This is a genomic window from Paenibacillus eucommiae (assembly GCF_017874215.1).
In the GTDB taxonomy this organism is placed as follows: Bacteria; Bacillota; Bacilli; order Paenibacillales; family NBRC-103111; genus Paenibacillus_AI; species Paenibacillus_AI eucommiae.
In genome coordinates, this window is sequence record NZ_JAGGLB010000031.1 from 1 (window position 1) to 25,549 (window position 25,549).

At 47.6% G+C, this 25,549-nt stretch carries 14 protein-coding genes; 4 read left to right on the top strand and 10 right to left on the bottom strand.

Going from position 1 to position 25,549, the window contains the following annotated elements:
• Positions 1 to 196: 196 nt before the first annotated feature.
• The 6 genes from J2Z66_RS32375 to J2Z66_RS32400 are packed head-to-tail and all read right to left on the bottom strand — an operon-like array spanning position 197 to position 6,470.
• Complete coding sequence (locus J2Z66_RS32375; protein ID WP_209976914.1) at positions 197 to 850, bottom strand: ATP-binding cassette domain-containing protein; 654 nt, start codon at positions 848 to 850, stop codon at positions 197 to 199.
• 9 nt (positions 851 to 859) lie between these two features.
• The gene (locus J2Z66_RS32380; RefSeq protein ID WP_209976915.1) at positions 860 to 1,837 is read right to left on the bottom strand and encodes a hypothetical protein; all 978 of its coding nucleotides are present in this window, start codon (positions 1,835 to 1,837) and stop codon (positions 860 to 862) included.
• Positions 1,803 to 2,405, bottom strand: coding sequence for an RNA polymerase sigma factor (locus tag J2Z66_RS32385; protein ID WP_209976916.1), 603 nt, complete (start codon positions 2,403 to 2,405; stop codon positions 1,803 to 1,805). Before J2Z66_RS32385 ends, J2Z66_RS32380 begins: the two co-directional genes overlap by 35 nt.
• Positions 2,406 to 2,431: 26 nt before the next feature.
• Positions 2,432 to 3,103 carry a hypothetical protein gene (locus J2Z66_RS32390; RefSeq protein ID WP_209976917.1) on the bottom strand — a complete coding sequence of 224 codons (672 nt, stop codon included), beginning with the start codon at positions 3,101 to 3,103 and terminating at the stop codon, positions 2,432 to 2,434.
• A 17-nt stretch (positions 3,104 to 3,120) separates the two neighbouring features.
• Complete coding sequence (locus J2Z66_RS32395) at positions 3,121 to 5,598, bottom strand: M1 aminopeptidase family protein (RefSeq protein WP_209976918.1); 2,478 nt, start codon at positions 5,596 to 5,598, stop codon at positions 3,121 to 3,123.
• Positions 5,595 to 6,470, bottom strand: a complete 876-nt coding sequence (locus J2Z66_RS32400) for an ABC transporter ATP-binding protein (protein ID WP_209976919.1) — start codon at positions 6,468 to 6,470, stop codon at positions 5,595 to 5,597. The genes J2Z66_RS32395 and J2Z66_RS32400 overlap by 4 nt, the downstream gene beginning before the upstream one ends.
• Positions 6,471 to 6,943: 473 nt before the next feature.
• Here J2Z66_RS32400 and J2Z66_RS32405 point away from each other — a divergent pair, with 473 nt between their 5' ends.
• Positions 6,944 to 7,729: an SDR family oxidoreductase gene (locus tag J2Z66_RS32405; protein WP_245376004.1), complete on the top strand. Its 786-nt coding sequence runs from the start codon at positions 6,944 to 6,946 to the stop codon at positions 7,727 to 7,729.
• A 216-nt stretch (positions 7,730 to 7,945) separates the two neighbouring features.
• Here J2Z66_RS32405 and J2Z66_RS32410 read toward each other — a convergent pair whose 3' ends face one another.
• Genes J2Z66_RS32410 through J2Z66_RS32420 form a run of 3 tightly spaced genes read right to left on the bottom strand, consistent with a single transcriptional unit; the run spans position 7,946 to position 18,937 of the window.
• The gene (locus J2Z66_RS32410) at positions 7,946 to 9,889 is read right to left on the bottom strand and encodes an ADP-ribosylglycohydrolase family protein (RefSeq protein ID WP_209976920.1); all 1,944 of its coding nucleotides are present in this window, start codon (positions 9,887 to 9,889) and stop codon (positions 7,946 to 7,948) included.
• 53 nt (positions 9,890 to 9,942) lie between these two features.
• On the bottom strand, positions 9,943 to 16,074 hold the full coding sequence (locus J2Z66_RS32415) for a DUF4838 domain-containing protein (protein ID WP_209976921.1): 6,132 nt from the start codon (positions 16,072 to 16,074) through the stop codon (positions 9,943 to 9,945).
• 16 nt (positions 16,075 to 16,090) lie between these two features.
• Complete coding sequence (locus J2Z66_RS32420) at positions 16,091 to 18,937, bottom strand: glycosylhydrolase-like jelly roll fold domain-containing protein (RefSeq protein WP_209976922.1); 2,847 nt, start codon at positions 18,935 to 18,937, stop codon at positions 16,091 to 16,093.
• Between the two features lie 70 nt (positions 18,938 to 19,007).
• Here J2Z66_RS32420 and J2Z66_RS32425 point away from each other — a divergent pair, with 70 nt between their 5' ends.
• Together J2Z66_RS32425 and J2Z66_RS32430 are read left to right on the top strand one after the other, a co-directional pair.
• Positions 19,008 to 19,901, top strand: coding sequence for an AraC family transcriptional regulator (locus J2Z66_RS32425; protein ID WP_209976923.1), 894 nt, complete (start codon positions 19,008 to 19,010; stop codon positions 19,899 to 19,901).
• Positions 19,902 to 20,067: 166 nt separating this feature from the next.
• Positions 20,068 to 20,817, top strand: coding sequence for a helix-turn-helix transcriptional regulator (locus tag J2Z66_RS32430; protein ID WP_209976924.1), 750 nt, complete (start codon positions 20,068 to 20,070; stop codon positions 20,815 to 20,817).
• Positions 20,818 to 20,977: 160 nt separating this feature from the next.
• On the opposite strand, the gene J2Z66_RS32435 is transcribed toward J2Z66_RS32430, so the two are convergent.
• Positions 20,978 to 24,022, bottom strand: coding sequence for a glycosyl hydrolase (locus tag J2Z66_RS32435; protein WP_209976925.1), 3,045 nt, complete (start codon positions 24,020 to 24,022; stop codon positions 20,978 to 20,980).
• Between the two features lie 302 nt (positions 24,023 to 24,324).
• Here J2Z66_RS32435 and J2Z66_RS32440 point away from each other — a divergent pair, with 302 nt between their 5' ends.
• Positions 24,325 to 25,215 carry an AraC family transcriptional regulator gene (locus J2Z66_RS32440; protein ID WP_245376015.1) on the top strand — a complete coding sequence of 297 codons (891 nt, stop codon included), beginning with the start codon at positions 24,325 to 24,327 and terminating at the stop codon, positions 25,213 to 25,215.
• The last annotated feature ends 334 nt before the right edge of the window (positions 25,216 to 25,549 follow it).

Consider the following 25,549-nt stretch of genomic DNA (forward strand, 5'->3'; position numbering starts at 1 on the left):
GAGGTGCGTGTTCTTTGAGGTGCGTGTTCTTTGAGGTGCGTGTTCTTTGAGGTGCGTGTTCTTTGAGGTGCGTGTTCTTTGAGGTGCGTGTTCTTGACTTGGGTGGATGGAGGAAGGGAATAATGGATGAGGGCTCCATCCGCCAGGCAAGTTTCGCTGCCGCAGCAGGATGATTTAATATATAAACGGCGCTGCATCAATGCAGCGCCGCCGTACCATTGTCAAGTTTGATCACAGCATCCAGCCAACCGCCCTGCAGGCCCTCCAATGCGCCTGAAAAGATAGCGACTGTGCCAGGTGTCATTTCGTACAACGCATCTAACAGCAGAAAACGGCTCTCGATATCCATACCGTAGAGAGGCTCATCCAGCAGCAGAAACCATGGATCAGCAAGCATCGCCTGAACAATCATAAGCCGCTGCTTGTTGCCGCCTGACAACCGCTGAATGGGCGTCTTCCACTCGGCAGAAAGACCGAGCCGTTCACATAGCTCGCGAGATCGTTCCTCAATGGTCGCCCGCGGCATCAGCTTCATCTCACCCACATAACGCAAGTATGCCTCGACGGTCATATTGTCATAGTACGCTGCCTGCTGTGGCTTGTAGCCCAGATAAGGCTTGAAAGCATTCCCTGACAACGCCACGCCATGAAGCTGATAGGTAATCAGGCCGCGTACAGGCTCGTATAGGCCAGCTATCGCTTTGAGCAATGCTGTTTTTCCGCTGCCATTGGCGCCTTCCAAACCATACCAGCCTGGCGGCAGAGCCAGATTCACATCCCCTAGCAGCAGGTGACCATTATCTGTATGAAGTTCGACCGCAGTCAGCTTCAGCTCAGCTCCTCGCACCACTCTTCCCTCCTATTCATATTGCTTGTAATAATGCCGATGGCGTAGCAACATGCTTGTACAAACACCAAGCGCTACTGCCAGGCCAACAGCAACGAGCTTGCTTGTAAGCCAGTGAGCGGACCCGTATTCGCTGAACAGTTGAAACACGCCAAGCCTATCGCCAGCGGCAAACTGGATGACGCCCACTGCGAGCACAGCCGCGGTACCAGGCCATGTCCCGAAGCGAAGCATCGCAGCCAGCGCTGCAAATGTGCTCAGGCAGATCGGCAGTAATAGCTCTGTGATCAGTACAGCAGTGCTAGATCCGAATTCACCGCTGGTACCCGTCGTGACGAGTATTCCATAAAACAACAGTCCTAGAAGGAGGTCATACAGCAGTATGGTTCCTATTCTAGCCACCATAAGCTGTACGGGCGTAACAGGAAAGGTCGCCTCTAGCTCACCCATTGACGTATGCATGGATCGGAGTGAATAGGCCACACTGGCAACTGGGAGCAATAGAATCGTAAATAGAAATACATCTGGCTTGGCCGGGCTACTGAACCATTCACTTGCTGCCAGCCCCTCGATGGCTGCTCCTGCGCCAAGCATGAGCGCTGATATAAGCCAAAACAGCCAATGCATCGTCCTTGCCTGGGCTGCCATGCGCTGCATTAGCCTTACGGGCAGAGACGTTGCGACAGCTGTCTGCCGCTCAAGCTTGTCATGTCTCGCCACTCGCCTTGATGGGAGTGCGACGCCCGTCCTCTCAGGCTGTGTAGCATATGCAGCGGCAAGCGCCAGCAGGGATTGAGTCTGCTGGCTGCTGGGACCTTCCACGGTATAGCGATCCAGTTGGCTGAATACCGCCCCGATCCGCTCATGCTCCCATTGGTCCGCTGATGCTTCGCTCTTTTCCTCCAGTCGCCTCTGCTCTTGCAATTCCCTCTGCAGTTGACTGTCGCGACTGCCGTTATCGGCGCTCCCGCTTCCGGAACTGTAGCTCATCCTGATCCTCCCCTTTCTGCAATGTATGGGCTAGCCGCCTGAATGCCCCATACAGCTTGGACTTGACCGTTCCAAGCGGCATTTCCAGCAGCTCGGCTATTTCATCCAACTTGAGCTCCTCGTAAAAACGCAAAATAATAATTTGCCGCTCCTCCTCAGGCAAAGCGCCAAGAGCAGCAATGACGGCTTCGCGCTCATACTGCTTGTCCAAAAAAGACGCTACCGTATCTTTACCGCCATCTGCCGCATCATACACGCCGGTATCCTTAGCCGCCACTTCATAGCGATAAGCTCCGGACTTCCATACATCACGGCAAAGATTCGTCGCGATTCGATAAATCCATGGTCGAAACCGTTCAGGCAACCGGCCCGCTTGCAAAGCCGTGAACACTCTGACAAAGCACTCTTGCACCAAATCTTCTGCGAGCTGACGCTTGCTGGTCAGACGGTATAAATACGCATAGATGGTCTGATGATACCGATAGACGAACAACTCCAGTACGGCTGTATTCCCTTGCTTGTATTGCGCGAGCAGTTGCTCATCCGTAACAACAGCCCTGCTGTCCACTTGACTCCCTCCTTTCTCACCCGGCACTATTGCCTGCGCACGAGCCAACCTCTGCCTTTTCCCAATAGCAACAAACACAAGAAGAGCAGTATCCCAGCTGCCACAAATAATGCGATGGCGTTGTGCGATTTATCTGCGAACCGGCTCACCGGCCAGATGGCTTGAAATAAATAATAACGATTGAGCGGCATACTGGACATAAAATACTCCAGCAGCCACACCGTTGCCCCCACTCCTAGCCCGACAGCCATATTGCGCCCGAGCAGACTGCTGAGTGCCGCCAGACCGCCGAGAAACATATTCACACTGAGGCTATGTTTGATTATGTATGCTAGTTGTTCCGTACTTAAAGCGATCGCCCAGCGGTCAATTGCCCAGAGCAACGCTGCTTCATAGATAATAAGCAATAGCGCAGCGACCGTTACCCGCTCGGCGAACACGAGTAGTTGTGAATACGGATAGCTGAAATGGTGGGCAAAAGTACCCTCACTGAAATCATCGGCGAACAAGGCCGCACTTAAGGCAATCGTAAGTAAAGGCAGAATAAAAATATAAGCCATTTTGACTTGATAATAACCTGAAGATGGCAACAACTCTGGCAGCAAGAGGCAACCAGCTGCTATCAACGCTGCAATAACAGCTATAGCAATCAAGTAGCCGCCCCATAGTATGCGCCATGCATATTTTGCACGGGACAAAAGGATGAGAGCGACCTTCATTTTCCTCCCTCCGTTTTCCTGTGCAAATAGCCTCGCAGAAGCTCTTCCATTTGTTCATCGCTATCCAGGATTAGCTGCTCTGTGCCAATACTGTCATAGACGAGCTTGATGACTTCGTATACACTTTTGATGCCGAACTGACTGTATATTGTGTTCATAAGGTCATAAACCTGATTCGGTCTGCCGTTTAAAAAATAGCTGCCATGTTCGAACAGTGGATCTGTCGGTTCCTCTCCCGCCACCTTGCGCTCGATATAGGCCTGAAAAAAGTTGTTCAGTATATATTGACTGTTAAAATAGGCCAATCTCGCATTGCTAATCTCTCTACGTTTGGCACTGTAATCCAGCCAGTATTGCCCAGTTCTCAGTTGTATATTCCCGTTCTTCCCTTGTTCAATTTCCGCCCTAAAATAACCGAACTTAGACAAAAAGTGGGTATCGCGAGCTTCCGGACCTGCCGCTGCTGCATCTACCATGCCACTGGTGTTCAAACCATAATTACTCAAACTATAATACGGATAATCGGCAAGCGCCATAGTAATCCTTTGGGGAAAGCTCGTTGCAGCTTCTCCATCCAACATTTCCAAAGTACGCGCCGCTTCGGCGTAATGCCTGGCTGCTAACTGTGCTGCTTCCTCGACTGAACTGGCAGGCAATTGAAAGGATGCCAGCAGACGCAACGTCTTGCCGCCTGCTGTCGCTTCTGCAAGTTGCAGATCGCCCCCAAACAATGTCAGTCCACTTGCTTCATCCAACTCCAGACGCGTTACTGCAGCTCCCTTTTCTCCAGCCTGCTCACTAGTAATGACAGAGGCGTTGGAGAACAGTTTCAAGCCGCTTGGCCCTGTGACGGCAACCTCAAAGCCCGCCATAGGGCGCGGCAAGTCTGTGTCCAGAATATTTGTAGCGTGGCGCCCCCATTCGTAGTGATGTGTAAGCAATTCCGATAGCCGGCTATTGCCGATAACGGGGTACCAGCCGTAGAAGGCTGGCAGGAACAGCCTGTTATCATCGACGACAGCGACCTGCTCCCATCGATCCCTGCTAGGAGCGGAGGAATAATAGTGCCGCCAATCATTTATGGTACCGCTATATGTCATCTCGATCTCCAGATGCTCGCCTGGCATAACGTCCGCAGCAGGAGTGATCCACATTACATCTGTAGCCTCTTCCCATTCATAGGCAGCAGCAGCACCGTTCACCTTCAGTTCCTGTACGTCAAATATATGCCGCAGCATGATGGGGAATCGCCCTAACGTCTCCGCTTGTCCATTGCTTGCTTGCATCGTCGCCTGTATTTCTAGTCCATGCCGCGGCAGTAATTCCAACTCCAGCTTGTAGCTGTTAATGTGCAGATCCTGAAACCTCATTCCGGCAAGCAGATCTTTCATATGGGATACCGAGAGCGGATTGCTGGGAATCCCCAGTTCATTTAGCGTCTGTCCTTCCAAGTTTTCTTTGTTAATGGTGATACTAGACATTTCCTCAATATCCGCCTCCGTATATTTGCCCGCTGCAACTCCAGCAACGAACAGTTGCTCCAGTTCACGCTGTTGCGTGGTATCATTGGCTGAAGTAAGACGTTCGCGATAGAAAAGTTCATTGGCATCCGCAATATCGACCCGTTCCTGCAAGTGTCCGTACATCGCACTACCTGCCCATAACAATGTTGCACCCAGAAGCAGCATCGTAGGGTAGACCAGCCATGCCCTGGCCCGTTCCCGCCTGTGCCCACATACTACTAGTAGTACAGCCATGGCCATTCCTGCCGCTATAACAGCAACCATGCCGCGATGCAGCCAAAATGCCGGATCATAGATAAATCCCCATATACGAGAGTAGGAATTACCAATATATTTGACTAGTGAATAATCAAACCAAACCTGCGTATGAGGCGGTAATGAAAAAGAAGGGCGTTCGGTCCTAAAAAATTCCGGTAGAATAATTGCCAAGCCCAGCAACAGGACGAAGCTGATCAAATAACTGTATCGCTTGCGGATAAGGATGCCTACCAAATAGGCAATTACAGTTGCACATGCCATCGGGATGGCAAAGGAAGCCAATACAGCACATGTATACCATTCACGCATTCCCCATGAGATGCCATCATTTAAGACCAACCATGCATAAGCCCCCATCGGCACGAGCGCAGCTGCTAACGGAAGGGTTACTGCGCAGAGCAAGCGCGCAGCCTCCATTTCCCATGTCCGATACGGGAAGGTGGCCATCATGGTTGCTGTCTTCCATTCTTCATCCCGCCGTGCGATCGCCGTTGCCAGCAAAGGCAGCATAATGATGGCTACACTGCAATACACCTCAGAAATATCCATCACGTATACTGCACGATCCAATGTTGCATCGATGGTCTGAATCATCAAATACAGGATGCCGGCCATGGTTGCTAACATGAGATACAAGCCTGGGCCGCGCAGCAGCAGCTTGCACTCGGTTTTGTAATAGCGAATCAGGCTCATAGGCTGTTCCCCGCTCTCATGACCGCGATATATCCGTCCTCAAGTCCTGCCGTTTCCTGTACTGCGCCAGGCAGTGGGACAGAACTGGCAAGAACACGCGCCTCATAGCCGGCTCCTGAACGCCTCGCAGTCACGATGGCCGCGGCTTCCTTGAGCTCAGCGAGTTTCTCATCACCCACCTGGACCGTCCATACTTGTCCCTGCACACGCTGGAGCAATTGGTCTTGCGTACCGTGAAATACGATGCGCCCCCCACTCATAATCGCCATACTCTGACAGTTATTATCGATATCGGCGACGACATGTGTAGACAGCATCACAGTACGATCTTTGCCCAGTTCTACCAGCATATCACGAAATCGCATGCGTTCTTCCGGATCTAGCCCTGCCGTAGGCTCATCCACAATAATGAACTGCGGATCACCAAGCAGCGCCTGGGCAATACCGATGCGCTGCCGCATCCCGCCAGAATATTTGCCTATACGCACATGGCGCTTCTCTTCCAGATTGACTTTGCACAGCATATCAGCTACTGCTTCCTTCCGGACTTTGCTATTTGTGATCCCCTTCATGGACGCGACATAATCGAGATATTCAGCCCCTGTCAACTTGCGATAAACCCCAAACTCTTGTGGCAGATAGCCAAGCAAGCCACGAATTTCACGTTCATCGCGCCCAAGCTTGCAGTGCCCGATTTGCACATCCCCTGATGTTTTGGGTATTACTGTTGCCAATATTTGCATCAACGTTGATTTCCCCGCCCCATTGGGCCCGAGCAAGCCGAACATTCCCGTGCCCAATGTCAGGTTAATTCCGTTCAGCACTTGTTTGCTGCCATATTTTTTGCATAATTGCTGGATTACTACTTGCATGATTGGCTGCCTCCATTCTTACTTGGCCAACTCCCGCGCGCACGAGTAGATTGTCGGACAGTATAACGACGCTCCCTGCAAAAAGTTTAAAAAACCGTGATTTTTTTTCTAAGACATTTTTTTTGGGTTGCAAATAAGTGAACAACACGCTCAAAAGTACTTGACGGTTATAATCTAAGCCGTTAAACTATAATTAACAAAAAAACGAGAAGGTGTCTCACAATAAGAGAATTTAAGATGACTTTGTTTGGAAGCTGTGTGAGAAATCTCTTAATTGTGTTTTTTTAACATCTATACGGTTTTGCTGGCTTTCTGTATAGTAAGCCTTTCTTGATGTGAAAATATCGAGACGTTTTCTCATTATACGAGAAACGCAAAACTAACCTCCGAGCGTTCGCTGCAACTATGCCGGCCTCGGTTGCTATACGGCAAGACGATTGTAACAAGACACGGTTAGAAAGGGGCAGTTTAAATTGACGAATTCCACAATATTTTCATTGGAAGGTAAGGTAGTAATCATTACGGGGGGGAGCGGATATTTGGGATCAGCCGTTACAAAAGGCATGATTTCCTGTGGTGCCCAGGTTGTGATTGCTGACAAAATGGAGACTGACTTGTCCGAGCTTCACGGCAAAAGAACGTGGATTCCATGCGATGTTTCCGATACGGCGTCCATTCAAGAGATGTTCAGGCAAGCGAAGGAGCATTTTGGCCATATCGATGCGTTAGTCAATTGTGCGGCGTTTGGAGCGGGATTCGGCCCGAGTGGTACCGTGGATCGAATGTCAGACGAAGACTGGTGGAAAGGGCTGGATGGCGCGCTCGGCACTGTGTTCCGCTGCACGAGAGAAGCGGTTCCCTATTTGAAGGAAAATGGCGGGGGAAGTATTGTCAATTTTGCTTCGATGTACGGTGTTGTCTCACCAGATCCTCGCATATATGGCGATAGCGGGGCAAACAATCCGGCCAACTACGGTGCTGGCAAGGCGGGAGTTCTCCAATATACGAGATATTGCGCGGCGCATCTATCTGAATTTAACATCCGGGTCAATAGTGTTACACCAGGACCATTTCCGAATTTACATAAACAAGTCAACCGCAATGATGCGTTTCAACAAAAATTAAAGGAGAAGACCATGCTGGGCCGGGTAGGTGTGCCTGCTGATATAGTCGGTCCTGTCATTTTGCTTGTATCGGATGCATCCGCTTTTATGACTGGTTCCGATATTACCGTTGACGGCGGCTGGACGGCCTGGTAAAAGCAATACAACTGTCAACTGGAAGTGACCCATCAGGAGAAGGAACCCATCCATCTATTCTTCATACACTAGGAAATTGGGTAAAGCGCTGTCGGAGCAAAAGACAGCGCTTATTTTCAGCCAAGCTCTCAAGAAAAAAAGTGCCACGAAGGGCACCTTTTTTATCACATAAGTAGTACATAATGTTTTTTACTTTTTTTACTTTGTAAAGTGGCATTAATTAACTGCAGCAGGAACCACGACAGGTGCCGGAATATGGCTTTCCAGATCGGTAAACAAATGCAATTTGGACCCCTCATTTCTGCATACGTAGCTGAAGTCAGAGGTTTTTCCGATTAGCAGGAGCTTGATCACCAAGGTATTGATGCCAGCCTTTAGATCGATAAAGGTCTCATCATTGTAAGGCATCCACATTGCTGCGCTTCTGCTTTCCATGGCTAATTTGCCATTGACCCAGACTTTATAGGGCCCTTCGTTGCCAATCAGCAGTTCGGCATTTAAGCGGTCCTCCGGGCAAATGATTTCATGGACAAGGTAAATGCAGCTCGGGCCTGCATAATGAATGAACCTGTCAGGACTGATTTTGTCTTCATGCATGTTAACAAGCTCACACTCAAGCTCATGCAAATCTGCAAAGGATTCATCGATATAAGGCTTATCCAAATTGACATATCCGTTAAACATAGCATGCAGCGTGTCTGGTCTTAAACCGTTGTACGGATCGCTCTCATAGCGGGTAGTATCGTAGTTGTCCCAGAAAGGCCCTATGACTTTCATTCTGGCCGCTCCCGACAATCCAAATGATTTTTCGGTGATTGCAGTTGTGACTCCGGCACCATCCTTGACCAGCTTTACAAAGTTGATGTTTCTCTGCGGAAGGCTTTCGATATCTGCTTTGACCTCAAAATCCACTGAAAGGATAAATTCGCTTTTTGGCAAAATCCTTACTTCAATTTCCTTCACACTGGATAGAAGTGCCGCCGCTGGAGCTATGCTCAATTGACCCGCAAACTCCTCATCTGCGTGGTTAGTAACGGTAATCGATACGCTGCTGGTCTCCCCATAACCGATACTGGGAAGCCCCTGATAGCTGACAGCAAGCTCCACTTGCTCAACCGGGATTGGAAGCGGCAGGGATGGCTTGGCATCTGCAGGAAGGTCAGTGAATTGAACCTCAATAACACCGTCCCGAGCAAGAGAAAGACCTGCTGTACAAGTATCCTTCGCCAAATCGATAATTTTGTCTGAATATCTTTTGATATCAACCGTGCCTATAACCATCTCTTCCCCGATCTTCTGCAGCCAAAACTCCGGAATGCTGTTCGCTCCATAAATGACGCCCAGAATAGCACCTGCAGTAGCCGCTGTGCAGTCCGTATCATAACCGCAGTTTACGGCGATCAGCATCGTATTTGTGAAATCCGACTCCCCATATAGCAGCGCAAGAATAGTAATCCCTAAATTAATAACGCTGTAGGAAGCATCTGCCGACCCGAATCTTTTGGTCATATTTTGACGTGTTACACGCCAGTCTATTTGTCTGCTGTAATGATCGAGCACAAAATAAATGCACCGGGAAAGCTCCGTATCCTCAGGCACATACTTCAAACCAAAATGGATCAACTGATGAATATCATGTTCCAGAAAGCTCTGGGCTTCCAGCGCCGCAAAAAACTGCTCACCATATACGCTCTCCTGCTCGTGGTCAATAATTCCATCCTTGTACGCATACTGAACAGCAACATCAGGATGTCCGGGGCAAATGAACCCCCAGATTTCAGAGCGGATAGGGCAGCCCATGGAATGCCGGAAAAAATGATTGTTAAAGCTGCCGGAGTAGGGAGGCTGAATGCCTAATTCTATATTTTTGATCGCGACAGAGTATTCATTGGCCATGCACAGGTTGAAGGTTGCAAATGCCGCACCAATGTCTTCTGTTGTAATACGAGAACCTTTCTTCTCCAACACCTCTTGCAAATACAATACCTGCAGATCGAGATCATCATTGGGAGGAATAACTTTCGGGAAAATATTGTCCATCGTATAATCCATCAGACTTTTGTTGTTCTCCTGCAAGCCGCCTACGGCCCCGCCGATACATTTGCCAATCCATCCTCCGTGAACCTTGTTTAAGTATGTTTCATAATTTAGTTGCAGCATCCATTCCATCTCCTTGGTTTCATGTGCAGCTTAAGCTGCCCTATTATTTGTGTTTAATTGCCCAATCTGTATAAAGCTGCATCATCAAAATAGATCTTTTCATCCGGCAGAAAATCCCATGACGGAAAGTTGATCAGGACCGTTGTGTAAGAACTGACCCTGAAAACAACCTCAAGCTCCTGCCAGGTGCCTTTATTCGTGGAAACGGACACCTTGTCGTTGACGAGATAGAGATCAGCCCCATTGACTTTCAAAATATTCATCCATTGAATCGATCCATTCGTAGCCGAGTCAGCCGGGATGAAATAATGGATGACAGACTGATACAATCCCGGTTTTACGCTGACATTCGCTTGGTACGGAGAGCCTCCTTTAGTCAGGCCAACTCCTTCTAGACTGTAGGTACCGGTTCTTTTTACGGCGCTGCTGCGCTTCAAGGTCCCATTTCCTCCTGTCCAGCTCAAGTCCCAATGGGGCACTGTGCCTGTACCATCACCTAATTCAAATGAAGCATTATCCAGTATATTTACCAGTCCCCTTACAGGCTCGATCTGAAGAGCTGCCGCTTCCACATGGGCCTGATTATTATAGGCTGCCTTGTAGACAACACTCTGCTTGGTAGAAGCAGCCGGAATGGAAGGTACAGTAAATACCGCTGTTTGGCTAGCTGCGTTCCAATAAAACGCTGTTGGCGTTACCGGTATCCCGCTGCCACCATTAAAACTTTGTTCGATGATGAAATCGCTAGCCACAGGCTCGTTCTTTGGTATTTGGCTCAGGTGAACGTTAACCTTCCCCTCCTGAACAGACACTGCTGTGACTTTGGTATCGTCGATAACCTGACCGTCCAGGCGGTACAAGGCTGCATCGTCAAAGTAAATTTTTTCCCCGGGCAGAAAATCCCAAGATGGAAAGTTAACTAGTACAGTGGAAGAAGCGCTAACCTCGAATATCAATTCAAGCTCCTGCCAAGTGCCTTTATGGGTGGACACAGGTACTTTATCGGTAACGATATAGTCATCCACTCCATTTGTTTTCACGATATTCATCCATTGGATCATTCCATTCGCAGCCGAATCCTCCGGAACAAAATAGTGAACCACCGACTGATAGAGCCCGGGCTCTACAGCAATATTTCCTTGATAAGGTGAGCCCCCCTTAGTCAAGCCGCTCCCTTCCAGACTGTACGTACCTGTTTTTTGTATCGCATCAGTCCGTGTAATCGTACCGCCTTCTCCTCCTGCCCAGTCCAAATCCCACGGAGGGGCTGTGGCTGAGCCATTACCGGCTTCAAAGGATGGGTTCTGCAAAAGATTCACCAAGCCCGCCACTGGAGCTACTTGAAGTGGTGCAGCTTCGACTGCGGTCTGGCCTTTGTAAGACACCTTGTACACGACACTCTGCTGTGTAGCAGCGGCTGGAATGGGTACTACCAAAACAACTGTCTGTGCAGCTTCATTCCATTGTAAATCCTTAGGCGTTACAGCTATCCCGCTGTTGCCATTAAAGCTTTGCTCAATGGTGAAGTCGTTAGCTTCAGGCTCATTCAAAGGTATTTGACTGAGCTGAACGCTAATCGCACCTTCTTGGGCAGACACTGCCGTGATTGCTGTTTCATCGACAACAGGACGGTCCAAGCGGTACAACGCGGCATCATCAAAATAGATTTTTTCCCCAGGCAGAAAGTCCCACGATGGGAAATTGAACAATACAGTCGATGCAGCGCTGACCTCGAATATGAGCTCCAGCTCCTGCCAGATGCCTTTATTCGTGGAAACAGGCACTTTGTCCGTGACGATGTAATTATCTACTCCGTTTGTTTTCACGATGTTCATCCATTGGATCGTCCCATTCGTCTCTGAATCCTCCGGAATGTAGTAGTGGATTATAGACTGGTAGAGCCCTGGTTCCACAGGAATATTCCCTTGATAAGGCGATCCGCCCTTAGTCAGACCTGTTCCTTCGAGACTGTAAGTATCCGTTCTCTGTATCGCATCGGTTCGTGTTATCGTCCCGCCTTCTCCCCCAGCCCAGCCCAAATCCCAAGGAGGCGCTGTGTCAGAGCCATCACCAGCTTCAAAGGATGGGTTCTGCAGCAAATTGTGCAGGTCCACCACTGGTGCTAGCTGAAGAGGTGCAGTTTGAACTGCGGTCTGGCCTTTGTAAGATACGCTATATACAACGCTCTGCTCTGTAGCAGCCGCCGAAACCGGCACTTTAATGGCTGCTGTCCGGGTTGCTGCATTCCATTTCAAATCGACGGGCGTAACCGGTATCCCGCTGCCGCCATTAAAGCTTTGTTCAATAGTAAAATCATTAGCTCCAGGCTTGCTTAATGGAGGTTGATTCAGTTGGACGCTAATCGTTCCTTCCTGTGCCGAAACCGACTGTATTTCTGCTTGCTCAGCATCGATCAGGTAGATAGGATGAATATTCGCCTCCGTCCACGGAGCCCCGCCTCCCCAGCCCAGATAGACCGAGTTGCCACGATAATTCCGGAAGAAAAAGCCCTGCAATTGTTTGGTTGCATCCGTATCAACACCAATGCTGGAGAATGGAATCACTTGCACCAGATTCCACTTGTCATTCGCGGTTGCGGCATTAGCGGACCAGTCAACAAATTGCGTATTGAATTCATACGACTTGCCCGCATCTTTGTTATAAATAAATTTGACGCTGTTGGGATTCGTAAAGAAGCCTCTATAGCCCTTTTTCAAATCTCCACTCAGGAAAGTTTCTACGGAATCATCACCGCCACTGCTCCACCAGCCACCTGCTGTTATATCATTACTGACGACCATCTTGGCCGGATCGCTGTGGAAGTTCTCATAACCGACATAGAGGTTCTCCTTATCCCACAACAGGTATACCTTCGTTTCTACAGGTCCTTCCGTAGTTGTGTTCATGATATAAAAGTTATTAAACGGCGCCGCATCGGTCCATGGCCCCTTGCTGAAATCAAGGGACTGCAGGATGTCCTCCTTGCTTGCTGTTGTTTTGACAGCCCTTGCCGAAAGAATCGAATGTTCTTCCAGAAATTGATTCAAGCGCTCACCAACAACCCCGTTATCCGGCTCGGTTAGGGTATATCTTTCAAGCGCGCTAATGAACGTTTTCTGCATACCATCCCAAATGCCCCCGTTATTCGGGTAGTCCAAAATTTCCAAAACTGGGTTTCCTTTAAATTGCTTCCTAAGTTCAAGCCTTTTCTTCGCCAGCTCCACGCTTAGCTTGACATCATCGAGCAGGGCCAGCGCTTCCTGTTCATTGGAAGGAGTCGTGACAGCGCTTGTTCGCGGAAAACTGAGCGCCGAAGCTTCATAGTATTCGAAGGTGCGCATAAGCAGAGCTGCACGGGTTTGCTGCTTACCAGTTTGCGCCTTGTCCATAACCTGCTCCATCAAGCGCCGACTCTCAGCCATATCCTCCTTGGTGACCGCGTTTAAATAGCTGTGATCATCCATATTCATGAAATTATTCCTATTCGGAGAGGTAGCCCAAGCCTTGTACCAGGCTGTTTCAAAAATACGTGTCGTCCAGAAATCTTCCCATAATGCGTAGTACTGCTGCAAATATGGTGCGGCTTCTGCGCCTACTGCACGTTCATACCATTCCTGCAACAAAGTGTCGGTATCCTGATTCGGGTTCCATTGCAGCTTGGCTGAAAGCCAAGGCTTCGGGCCTTCGCCATAGTTCGGATACAGCTCTGCCACGTGGGCAATAACGCTATTTTCCTGTCCATATTTATAGTTGTCCGCCATCTTATGCAAATACACACGAGGCACATTATAAGGAGCGCCATATAAATATTCATAGAATCCCAGGTTAGTCGCAGCCTGCTGCCACTTTTCCGTATGCTCCACGCCAATAGCTTCCATATCTGGATCGATCCAAGACATGCGGTCATCCGTAATGTAAGGAATTACACGTTCATGAAGCTTCAGATTGGCTGGAGGATCATAGACATTCCAATAAGCCAGCAATCCAAAGTATTTATCCTTATACTTCTCATTCTTCAAGACACCTTCAACAACTTTATTGACCCAAGGATAATAGAAATCCGACATATCCACTGCGCCGATAGAATTCTTTTTGTCCGTCAGGTTGGCTTCACAGTAATTCGAGCTGTCATTCGTACCTAAAGAGTAGGAAATTTGATCAGGATTCGCATCAAAATAGGCCTTGATACGCTCGATGGCCACCTCTGCTGTCGTATCGTTGAAGCACGGTTGCCAATTGAAAGCATGCGTCGGTACAACGCCTCCGGGATAATACTCAGGGTGCTTGTCAAAAACCTCCGGATCAAACAATTTAGACATGTTATGATGGAACTGGATATTATCCAGCAGTCGATTATGTTTCGCCCACTCCGCATTGGCTGCATTATTCACGCCTTCAATCGCAATCGGAAATTCAGTTCCAAAAAACTGTCGGGATATGTTGACAGGTTCATTACGAACCGTTTGCCCAGACACTGTAATCGTCTGGTGCTCAGGCACATCATCGCCATCAGGTCCGGGGAGCAGCCAACTGACACCGACATATCTCTCGAGGAAATCGTACACTCCAAATTCCGTCCCTGAGATTGTGGGGCCGATGATGGTAATCCTGTTCGCACTTGGCACAATGACAAAACCATCATTGGGGAGCCCCTCCAACACGCCATTGACTTGCTGCTCATCTTCAGGAGCTTTCATTCCCACGTATATTCGGACTACATCCTCCGCCAAGCTTTCCTCATCGATAGGCTCAAAGGATTGGTGGAACAACAGACGTGCTCCGGTCGATTCTTGCACATAATCGGAAAGGGTTTGCGCCGCTGCAAGCATCCGGGAGTTCGCATCTGCGGCTACGATGATCACACCCTTGGCCTGACCGGCTTCCACAATATTCAGGCTTTTGCCCGGATCCGGTGTGGGACTTGGTCCTGGTGTTGCGGTTGGTCCTGGCGTAGTGCCCGGTCCCGGTGTGGGACTTGGTCCTGGTGTTGCGGTTGGTCCTGGCGTAGTGCCCGGTCCCGGTGTTGCACTTGGGGCTAGAGTTGATCCAGGACTTGGTGATGCTGTCATACCCGGCGCTGGTGTAACAGATGAAACAGGTTTCGTTTCGAATGTTGAACCTGCCACCTTTTCATCCACTACGGCAATTGTGCCTTTACCCGTTACTTTTACCGCTGCATGAATCGTCAACTTGCCTACTTTCGTTCCTTCACCAAGCTCCAAAATTGCCCCTGGCGTTCTTACGATTAGGCTTTCTATTGTCGTTGAACCCTTCACGACGATGCGTACAGCTCCGTCCTTATCAATAATGACTTCGGCGAGAGCAGAATCCTCGATATAAATACTGTTCACTCCACCACCGCTAACGGTCGTTGTTCCTTTTACAGTAACACCGGCTAAGGAGGCATCGCCCTCTGCTATCCCTTTGCCAAACAATAGCTTTCCGGTGATCGCCATATTTCTTAGTGTTACTCCAGTAACATGAATCGCAGCATTCCCTGTTAAGGTTTCTGTACCGGCTTCAGGACCGAAGGTGCCTGCAGTGTTATAAATGCCGGGTTTGGTTTGTATCGCACGCTCCAAAGTCACAACGGCTTCAGCACGTGTGATAGCATGCAGCGGCTTAAATAAATTCCCTTCATATCCATTCAAAATCCCGTTGGATACCAATGCTTTGACTGCGTCTATGCTCCAGCTTGCGATCTGTCCCGCATCGCTGAAGGCTGCAGCTTCTTTTTGATCCATTTCGGTAAGACCAAGAAGTCTGTCCACAATGACCGCAGCTTCTTGTCTGCTTATAGATTTGTTAGGTCCCATGGTTCCATCGGGATATCCTGATATATAACCCGCTTGGACAGCCATGGCAACCTGGTCATAGAACCAGTCCGTCGCTTTTACATCCGTGGAAGACACTTCCGCCTTTTCTGTAAATCCGAAAGAGCTATTGACCAGCGTCATAAATTCCGCCCTGGTGATCGAGTTATCCGGCTTCACACTTCCGTCCGGGTAACCTTGGATGAATCCTTGCTGCATCCAGCTGTTCATCTGGGCTTCCGCCCAATGCCCTTTCAAATCGGACTTGGAATCGGACTTGGCTTCCGCCCCAAAAGCAGTGCCGAAAGACGAGAATATCATACAAATGATCAAGCAAATAGCGGTATACTTTAAACCCCATTTTTTTACCATGTCCTCGGTCATCTCCTCATGTTAACAATTTTACCGGTCCCAATAATCCCGATGGTTCCTGCGCCATAGCTCTATCCAGCAGATTGTGTCCCCGCTTCTTCGCAAGCGTATTGGTTACATCGACCCTGAGCTGGTTTCTTCCCTCTGCAAGCAGCTCTGTCACATCAAAGGAATAAGGCGGACATATCCTCACACCCACTGGCTGGTTATTCAGCCAAACTTCTGCTACCTCATACACATCCCCCAGGTCCAAAAGAACAGACTCAGCCGGCACCAACATTTCCTGCAGTAGTTCAAATTCAGCTTCATAGCGAATGGTCCCCGAAAATTCAGGAAGAATCGCCGGTATCGATATATTGCCTAATCCTTGAATTAAGGGCTGCGGCGAAAAGTCAGAAACATGCGGCGCTTCAGAGATGGACACCTTCCAAGGCTCCGTGAGAACGATTTCATGAGATGTAAAAGCTTTGCGAGCTTTCGAAACAGACGGCTGCGTATCATTCGTGCTGTTGTTAGAACTGTTGTTAAAAAGAATAAAAAGCGACTCGTAGGGCTGCAATTCTATGCTAATCCTCGTAGATCCTTTTGCACCGGTATATTGAGCTTCAATAAACTGGTTGTGCATGGCGTCAAAAATGACCGGCGTGCCTTCGATTTGAATCGTCAAATCAGTATGAACGGCCTTGTATTTGCTCTCATTCGTGAGGAAAAATACGTGCTCCTCTTCATGTTTATAATGATACGTTCTGAGATTCTCTTCATAGGAGCTCGTCTCCAATTCATGAAGCTGCATGGCGATCATCTTATCCGGGAGCTCAGCGCATGAGCTGCAGTGCACATAAGAACTCTTTCTGATTTCGTTCATGATTGACTCGAATTCAGCAGACGCTATGCTGGCTTCGGCAGGGAAATCATTCATGAAAATCACCGGAATTTCCAAAGCTGCAAGCTCGGCAAGTACAGCGACAAATGCCTCTGGCAGTCTTTTGGCATAGGGAACGATTACCGCCTTAAAGGGTTCGTCATTAATAACAACCCGTCCTTTTTCCAAGGTCATAGCTTCCCGATGGACAAAGGTATCGATGGGAACCACATCACAATCGATTTGTCTCTGGGCGAGTGCTTTTACGACTTGTTCGAAAGGCATATAATCCCCTGACCATTCGGCCTCCGCATGATAAATGACCGCAGCCGATGCAGCATGCTGGCCCCCGCTAAGCAAATGACATACCCGGTTCGCATAAGCAGACCAGAGATGAAAATATCGCCATTGCGGATTATCTCCACGTGCATAGAAATGAGGCGGACAGTCCAGATCGTTGGCTTTGGGCGTAAAAGCATGCGGAATTAGATGATTCACACCACGAACGCAGACATGATCGGTCAGCCATTTCATTAATTTCAACCCGGCCTGCCAGCCATACGCTCCAAAAATTTCACAGACGGTTGTCCCGTCCTTTTTGGGATCCATATGCCCTGCTGAGCTCGCCATTTTTGTAATACCCCAGTAAAAAAAATCGGCATCCAGATAACCTAAAGGCGTGAGATGTCTACCTGATGTAAATTCCGGCCAGACTTGATAAACCAGATCCATGCCCGAATAGTCCTGCCCCTTGATACCACGGAAGAAATGCCCCGGTCCATATCCCAGCCTTGCATGAGCGCCATTATCCTCTATCAGATGCCCGATGTATTTGACGCCATGCGCTCTGCACCAATCGCCAATTTGCTGGGTATAATTTTCACCGAACAATGTGCTTACAACATCCATATACACATATCTTGCGCTATGAGTGATGGGACCCGCTTCATACCATAAACAAGGAAGATAACGCAGGAAGTCTCCTTCCCAGGCCTTATCCAGGTGACCCAGCAGCTGGTCGGAATACGGGAGCACCATTTTATGCCGGGGATTACTTTGAGATTGACCCAAGGTTCCTTCATACGTGTGAGCGTTACCAAATCTGGGCTCGTCTGAGAAAAAGCCTGCAATGGTTTTCCCGAATTCTTTCCCATACCGCTTGTAATGCTCCTCGTATACGATTTCAATGAAAGCTTTTACCGGCTCGGGATCTATGGGATTTAAGTAGTCGTTGGTTGTATCTTCTCCGCCGTTTCTTGTCTTAACCAGCATGAACAAGCGCCAGCTTCCCTCAGGAACATCCCAGTATACAATGCCGTCCGACACGCGCCCCGTCAGATCAATAAAGGTTTCGCCATCCAAAGCATCGACACCGTCCGTCCTTCGAGCGGCTACTACGGCTACCAATGTCTCGCCCGGCTCCAGCCAAGCCTTGATAATAAAAGAACTTCCTTGCAGCGGTCCGTTGGCATCAATATGTCTCTCATCCAAAAACACCTTGAGGTATTCCGGGTAATGATCACGAATTCTGCCAGCTGCGTAACCGCTCGGATAAGCGGAATCATCGAACAGCCACACCTTCATTTCCCGTTTCTTCGCTTCATCGATAATTACATCTAGATCACGCCACCATGGCTCCCCCAGAAAATCCGGATGTGGACGAGATTCAACAACAAAACCGCCAATTCCGTTCTCGCCCATCTGCTTAATTTCATTTCTCAGTATGTCTTCATCTTCACCATGCTGCCAGAAAAGTGGCGTAATATAGCTCGGGATGTCTTTCTTCATTAGAATACTTTCCAGCTTGCTCATGCGGATTACCTCATTTCTGTATCTAAATCTTTTAACGCCCTTAACTTCATTAACTTTATTGGTTCCTCGTAACTCTTCGTAGCTCATCATAACCTTCAAACTTGTTAAGCTCCGGCTGATCGCCTCCCTTGGATAAATGGCGAAAACATCATATAATGAGTACATCATCATCTTTCTATTAGTAATCATAGCAACATCCAATCGCTAAAAGTATAGACATATCCCGATAATTACGACTGAACCACACTAAGGAGGGTCCATGGATTTTCTGTCTGTTCCAAGGTTATCTCGTTTAGATGTCAAGTGGGCAAGCCATATTAAAGGCAATTATGGCGTTTATTTAATTGAACATTACAATCCCTATTTTGAGTTAATTACCGTAACCCAAGGCCCTATTTATCTGCGAGTCAATGAGGAAAAGCTAACACTGGCCGCAGGAGAAACTTTGATACTGACGCCTTGGGAAAAGCATGGGTTTTGGAAAGAAATCTCAGAAGATGCTGGCTTTTTCTGGATTCAATTCTCTTCATCTCCGCCACTTCAACACGTCAAAAACTGGACTAAAACCGATATTGAGCTATTTTTTGTCCATATGAATCATAAGGATTTAAGAATTGATGCTGATGATACAGAGGACATGGTTTTATTGCCACGTCAATTTAAGCCAAGCCGCGTTTATGAGCTGCTGGGCATGTACGAGAAGCTTGCCCATGCCATCGAGAATCCCAAAGGATATTTCAAACTCAAGTCTGCCGTCTATATGATTCAAATTGTAGATTTGTTAGCCAACGATTATTTGGAGCAGTATCACCTGGATACCACTCTGCCAACCACCTATATCACCTATAGAAATTTAATTGCTTATCTGAACCAGAAATATATCCAAAAAACAGATAAAGACGATATGGAAAAAATGTTGAGCCTTAGCTACGAATATATGGGGCAAATTTTCAAAAAACATTCGGGCATATCGATGAGCTCCTATATCCAGCAGCTTAGAATTCAACGTTCCAAATTCCTGCTAAAGAGCAGCTTTAGTGCGGTACATGATATTGCCAGGGAGGTTGGCTATGAAGATGCTCTTTATTTCAGCAGGGTGTTCAAAAAATTAGTCGGCAAAAGTCCTTTGCAGTATAGAAATTCGGTGAATTGAGAAATGACTTGCTGCGTCCTTTTCAGGAAGACTGGACAATTCTACTAGCAGTTGAATAAAGCAGGATGTGACAATTCAACCAACGCTTGATAGGATGACGTTTACGGAAATGCTATGCTGGTTTCGACAGTGCGCACTGTACATTTTGTTTTATCGGAGGTATACGATGCTCGATTTACGTAAAATTGGAGCTTATATTTCAAAGCTTCGCAAAGACCAGGATATGACCCAATTGGAACTTGCTGATCAACTGAATGTAAGTCATCAAGCGGTATCGAAATGGGAACGGGGCGAGTCGCTACCAGATATCGGAACGCTTCCGCAGTTTGCGAAGTTATTCGGCAAAACGGTAGATGACATTTTAAATGCAGGAGAAACCGCGGAAAAAAGGGAGCACCAGCACTTAGGAACGATCGTTGAGGAGATCGCAGAGAACAGGTCAGAACAAGTTGCAGAGATGGTCAATACCGGAGAGGCTGAGGTGGAAGAGCTTGTAGAAGTAGCTCCGTTTGTAAAGGCAAGCGTTCTGGATAAGGTTACTGAACGATTAGACAGCAGTGTCCTTAAGTTAGACGTGATCATGAGGCTGGCACCGTTCCTCGGAACAGATGCATTGGACGAACTCGTTCGTCAGGCAGAAGCCGGCGAAATTGTTTGGGATGCCGTTCAAGGACTGGCACCCTTTATTAGCAGAGTGACATTAAGTCGTTTGGTAGAACGGGTTGTAGACGGGGACATCGATGCGAACCGGATTGTTAGCCTTGCACCTTTCCTGGGCAGGGAAAATCTCGAGAAGTTGATTGAACGAGTCGAATTGGAACATCTTAGCCCGGATCTTCTGGCAAGTCTTGCTCCTTTCGTCGATCAAGGGACATTGAGCAGAATGTTGACAAAATTATTGAATAAAATAAAATAAACACCTGCATCGGAGATTAGTCTTTTTATTCAGCAATGTAGAACCTATAGTTCAACATCATGAGGGCTGCCAGTCAGGCAGCCCTTCGTTACTAACGAAGAACGTTAGTTTAATTGAACAGGCTGCAATTTCCTGCTATAACTGATGGTGACGTTTACGATCACCGACTTTCAGATTCCTCCCTAATCAACTTCACCGCACCGAAAATCCCTGATTTTACATAAGCTCCTTGAAATAGAGACAAAGGACTGTTCGCTACCTTTAACACATACTGATTGCTCCCGGAGTTCACAAGAGATGTAACCTCCCATACAAATGGTTTGCACATCCTTGTACCGGCTTCAATTCCGTTGACAAAAAGAGTAGCGACATCACAAATATCTTCCGCGCTGAAATAAATGCATTGGCTTTCCTCATTTCCCCACTTTTCAGGTAAATCCATACATTTCTCATAGGATACTGTTCCTGAATAATGGGGATACCCAAGCTCTTCCCAAGAGGTTAAACAAAATAAGGCTGCCGGATTTCCTTCATAATTAATATGTCCTATGGAGAAGCCCGAGTATGGCATTGAAAGATGAAAATCACCATAAATTCTTAAAGGCTCCATTAATCTCCCGTGCTTAAAGCGCAGCTCCACCAAATTCAATTGAAGCGCCTCTCCCCCAAGTATAAAGGCAGTGATATCCGCCTCATAATTACACACATCAAACCGCCGAACCTGAACAGGAGCAGGAATTGAATGTCCATTAACCAATATTTCACATTCGCCTTCCCAAGCAGACTTTTCAAAAACCAACTTTGTGGTTTGGGGTTCCCCTTTTACAAAAAAGCGGGCGAAGCCCCATCCATCTCCTGAAAAAAGCAGGCCTGGCTGCTCATATATATCTATGGGAGGAACAGTAGTAACCCAATCAGCTTCTGGACCCAGATTTTTTTCCCAAAAATGCCATTGTGTTAAAACCAAAACATTATCTGCTTCCGGAGCAACCTTCCAGTCAGATGCCAAATCGACGATTTGCTCTTGACCGCCCCTTGCAGCTTCAATTTCTTGTCTTGCTGCAATCCCTGAAAGTTTTTGATGGTGCAAAGCTTCAGGTTCTACATCCATAATTATGGATCCATAAGGAGGTATATAAATAGAAGCCTTCCTATTCTGTTGATTGATGATTTCCCCTCTAAATTCGCAATCCAAAGCATTAACAAGAAACACCCGCTTAACCTCGCCAATTTCCCGCAGCTGCATGTAAATGCCTTTGACATCGTGATTCTTTGTCCCATCATCCCTGATCTGCAGCAGTTCTATTTCCCGTTTGACCGTCTTGCTTAAATCTCCAGGCAAGCTTTCAAGAGTAACATGCCGGTTCCAAAATTCAGCTAAATCTATTTCTTGATCTTCCTGATCTCCTTGCTTTCCTTGCACTTCCTGCAGCCGCTCCTTCCCTACATGGCAAGACCGAATAAGCTGTGGCTCTGATCCAAGCAGCCAGACTTGTCCGCCGTCAGCAACCAGCTCTCTGCACCAATGAGAAACTCCATCTTCCAAATATTCGCACCAGGGAAGTAGTAGCACATCGTAGGTTTCTTGAATACCTCTGATTTTCCCATCCGATGTCTTCATATGAAGCAGTGATTCCTCATCCACCAAGTCGAAGTCCCACTGATGGCTCAATAACTGATGCATTAAATCGCCTAATCGGGTTCTGAGCTGATTCATTTCCAACACCCGGTCCGGATAATAAGCACTAAACGAAGCTTGAGGATAATAAAGCAGCACATGGCATTTATGTGTTCCCTGCTTCACAAGCTCTGAAATTTCAGATATATAGCTGATAAAAGAACTAAAAAATGGCCAATGACTGGATTGATAAAATAAGGATGGAGGCGCTTCTTTCTTCCTCGGGCCATCCACGGAATAAAATTGTCCATGTATCGTTATATCTGTAACGCCCATAACCATCAGCCAATCCGCCATTTTTTTCATTTCCTTAAAGCCCAATTCCCAGCTATTGGCTCCGAACGCTTCCACAATAGCCTCGTTCTTCCCCATATGATGAGCAGCCGAGCTGGCAAGCTTGGGTCCCATATGAAGCAAGGGGTACTCTGCGCTCCCAATCTGACCAGCAATAAGATCCGTACCCGGCAGATGAAACTGCTTTAATACCGAAAGCAGATAGGGACTATAGATGGTTTGCCCTATCGGATCCTCCTCTGGACTTATATGCCCTGTGCTGATGATCCCTTTCTCCTCGCACCAATTGAAAATGGGCGTTATATATGACTTTTTGAACAGGTCCCCCAGTGCATAACGGTAGTCATGTCTAATCTGTGCGGTTTCGCGGCCCAAAGTATACCAAAGATGCGGCAAATGCTCCTCAATGTCATAACCAAAGCTTTGTTGAAAGTGATTGGGGAATTCACGTGTCCAGGAAACACTTCCGAAAACCTTGGCTTCATCTGTAAAAATCCCCTTTATCTCCCGCCCGAAATAACTGCCGAATCTTGAAAAATAGGATTCATGCGTTAGCTTCATGAAATATCCTACAGCCTCCGGATTCAAAACATCTGTATAGCCGTCCCAAGGTTGTGCATCAATTACGCGTTCAATAAACGCACATATTTTCCAGCTGCCCTCCGGCAGCGTGCATTCAAGCCGAAAAGAAGTGCCAGTCGCATCAGTGCGCCAATGCGGATTACCTGCTGCATGATAGGGTGGATAATAATTATGGTGTGAAATTCGCGCTGGTTTCCATTCCTTTCTTATGGTGCCAACATATTTGGTTATATCTACCTGACTAACGGAATCAGCCGGTTGAACAGGAATAGCGACAGCGCGAAGCAATCTTCCCATCGGGAAATCAATACAAACCTTGCCTCCGTTAACTTCAAAGGAATCATTATGTAAAGCCCGTGCCCGGTATTCGGGATAATCTGCTATAACCCTGCCGCTCGCCGTGCCGCTGGGGAAAGGATCTTCATCATACAGCCATACATCCAAATCTAATTCACGGCATTTATCTATGATGACTTCTACCTTTTCAAACCAATGTTCGGAGAGATAAGGAGTAAGTAAGCCATCTCTCGGATGGATGAATACTCCGCAAAATCCTTTATCTTTTAACTCATTCAACTGCCATTTCAGCTCGTGATCTTCAAGATCATGATTAAGACACCAGAAGGAGATCACTCCGTTTTTTCTTTTCATGATTCATTGCTCTCCTTTTAGTTTTTTTACAAGTGATAATGCTTTCATTAGCTTTCATTATTGCTTTTTCCCAAACCATTTTCATGGGTTATTTCGCCAACAATAGGGTCGATTCCGACAGGTAGAGCAAGTCATCGCAGAGGAATGTGCATTCGGATAACATATGGAATAGCACTTGAAAATAGCTGCGCACGCGGACGGCCTGCAATGGCGGAAGTGCTCAAAAAATGGAGGAGTTTCTTACCAATTTGTCGAAAATAACAGGGTTAACTGTGCGCGGAGGAGGAGGGGCAAAGGTGAGAATGTTCGATTACGCATTTATGGTAGATGGTTTTCCCTTTGGGGTAAAGAGCAACATTCACGACATTCACGACATTCACGACATTCACGACTTACCGAATCTGCATAAGCACAATTTTGTTGAACTTGTGTTTGTCAAGTCGGGACAGGCCAGACATCTTTTCAACGATGGCTCCTATGAGATCACAACGAACGATGTCTATATCATTAATCAAGGGGAAGCACACGGCTATGCTTTGGACAAGGGAGAAAAACTGGAAATCATCAATTGTATGTTTCTGCCTGCGTTATTCCCTGCATCGTTACTGCAAGAGCTGCAAATCACGCAATCGCTCGACTTCTTCTATGTGCAGCCTTTTCTGAACAATGAACGCCGATTCCATCACCGGTTGAACCTCCCGGTACAAGATGCCATGCGGGCCCTTAACATTCTAGATGGCATGATGACAGAGATGCATAATAGACATCAAGGCTATCAAACCTTCATTCGATTGCAAATGATAGAATTGTTCATTTTGCTTTCCAGAAATTACTCGTTTCAAGAGAAAAAAACGGGCAAGAAGCTCAACAACAACTTAATGATGGTTCAGCGAATCAGTGGATACATCGAGCGACATTACGATCAGAAAATAACGATTCCTATGCTAGCCGGACTGTTTGCGATCAGTGAACGACAATTAAACCGCATCTTCAAACAGGAGATCGGTCTCAGTGTCATCGAGCATTTGCACAATGTCCGTATCGAAAAGGCAAAGTATTTACTGCGGGAAACCGGGGAAAAAATTATCAACGTCGCTTTATCTGTTGGCTATGATGAGCCCTCCTTCTTCAACCGATTGTTTGTACGAATCGTGGGCTGCTCCCCTGGGAAATATCGGAATAATATAGACTGAAAAACGCCTTGTGGCGTCCTTTGATGGGCGTGTTCGAAACTTGGGAGCGTTACGGGAGGGAATGGGTGTGGGCTCCAGCCGCTGTTAAAGATTTGTTCCCTGAATTGAATATAAAGGGTTGGAACAAATCTTTAAAGGCGGACGCTATCGCTCTTCCTCCCACAGCCATTCCCTCTTCTCAGCTACAATCGCACGAATTTCGCACGAATCACACGAACACCAAGCTCAAACGGACAGCCAGCGAGGTTTTTTCTCTGGGTGGAAGGAGATTTCCCCGCGAGCGAAGCCGCTGGGACTGAAGAACGGCCCCGCTAGCTCGCACAACTGCAAGGAC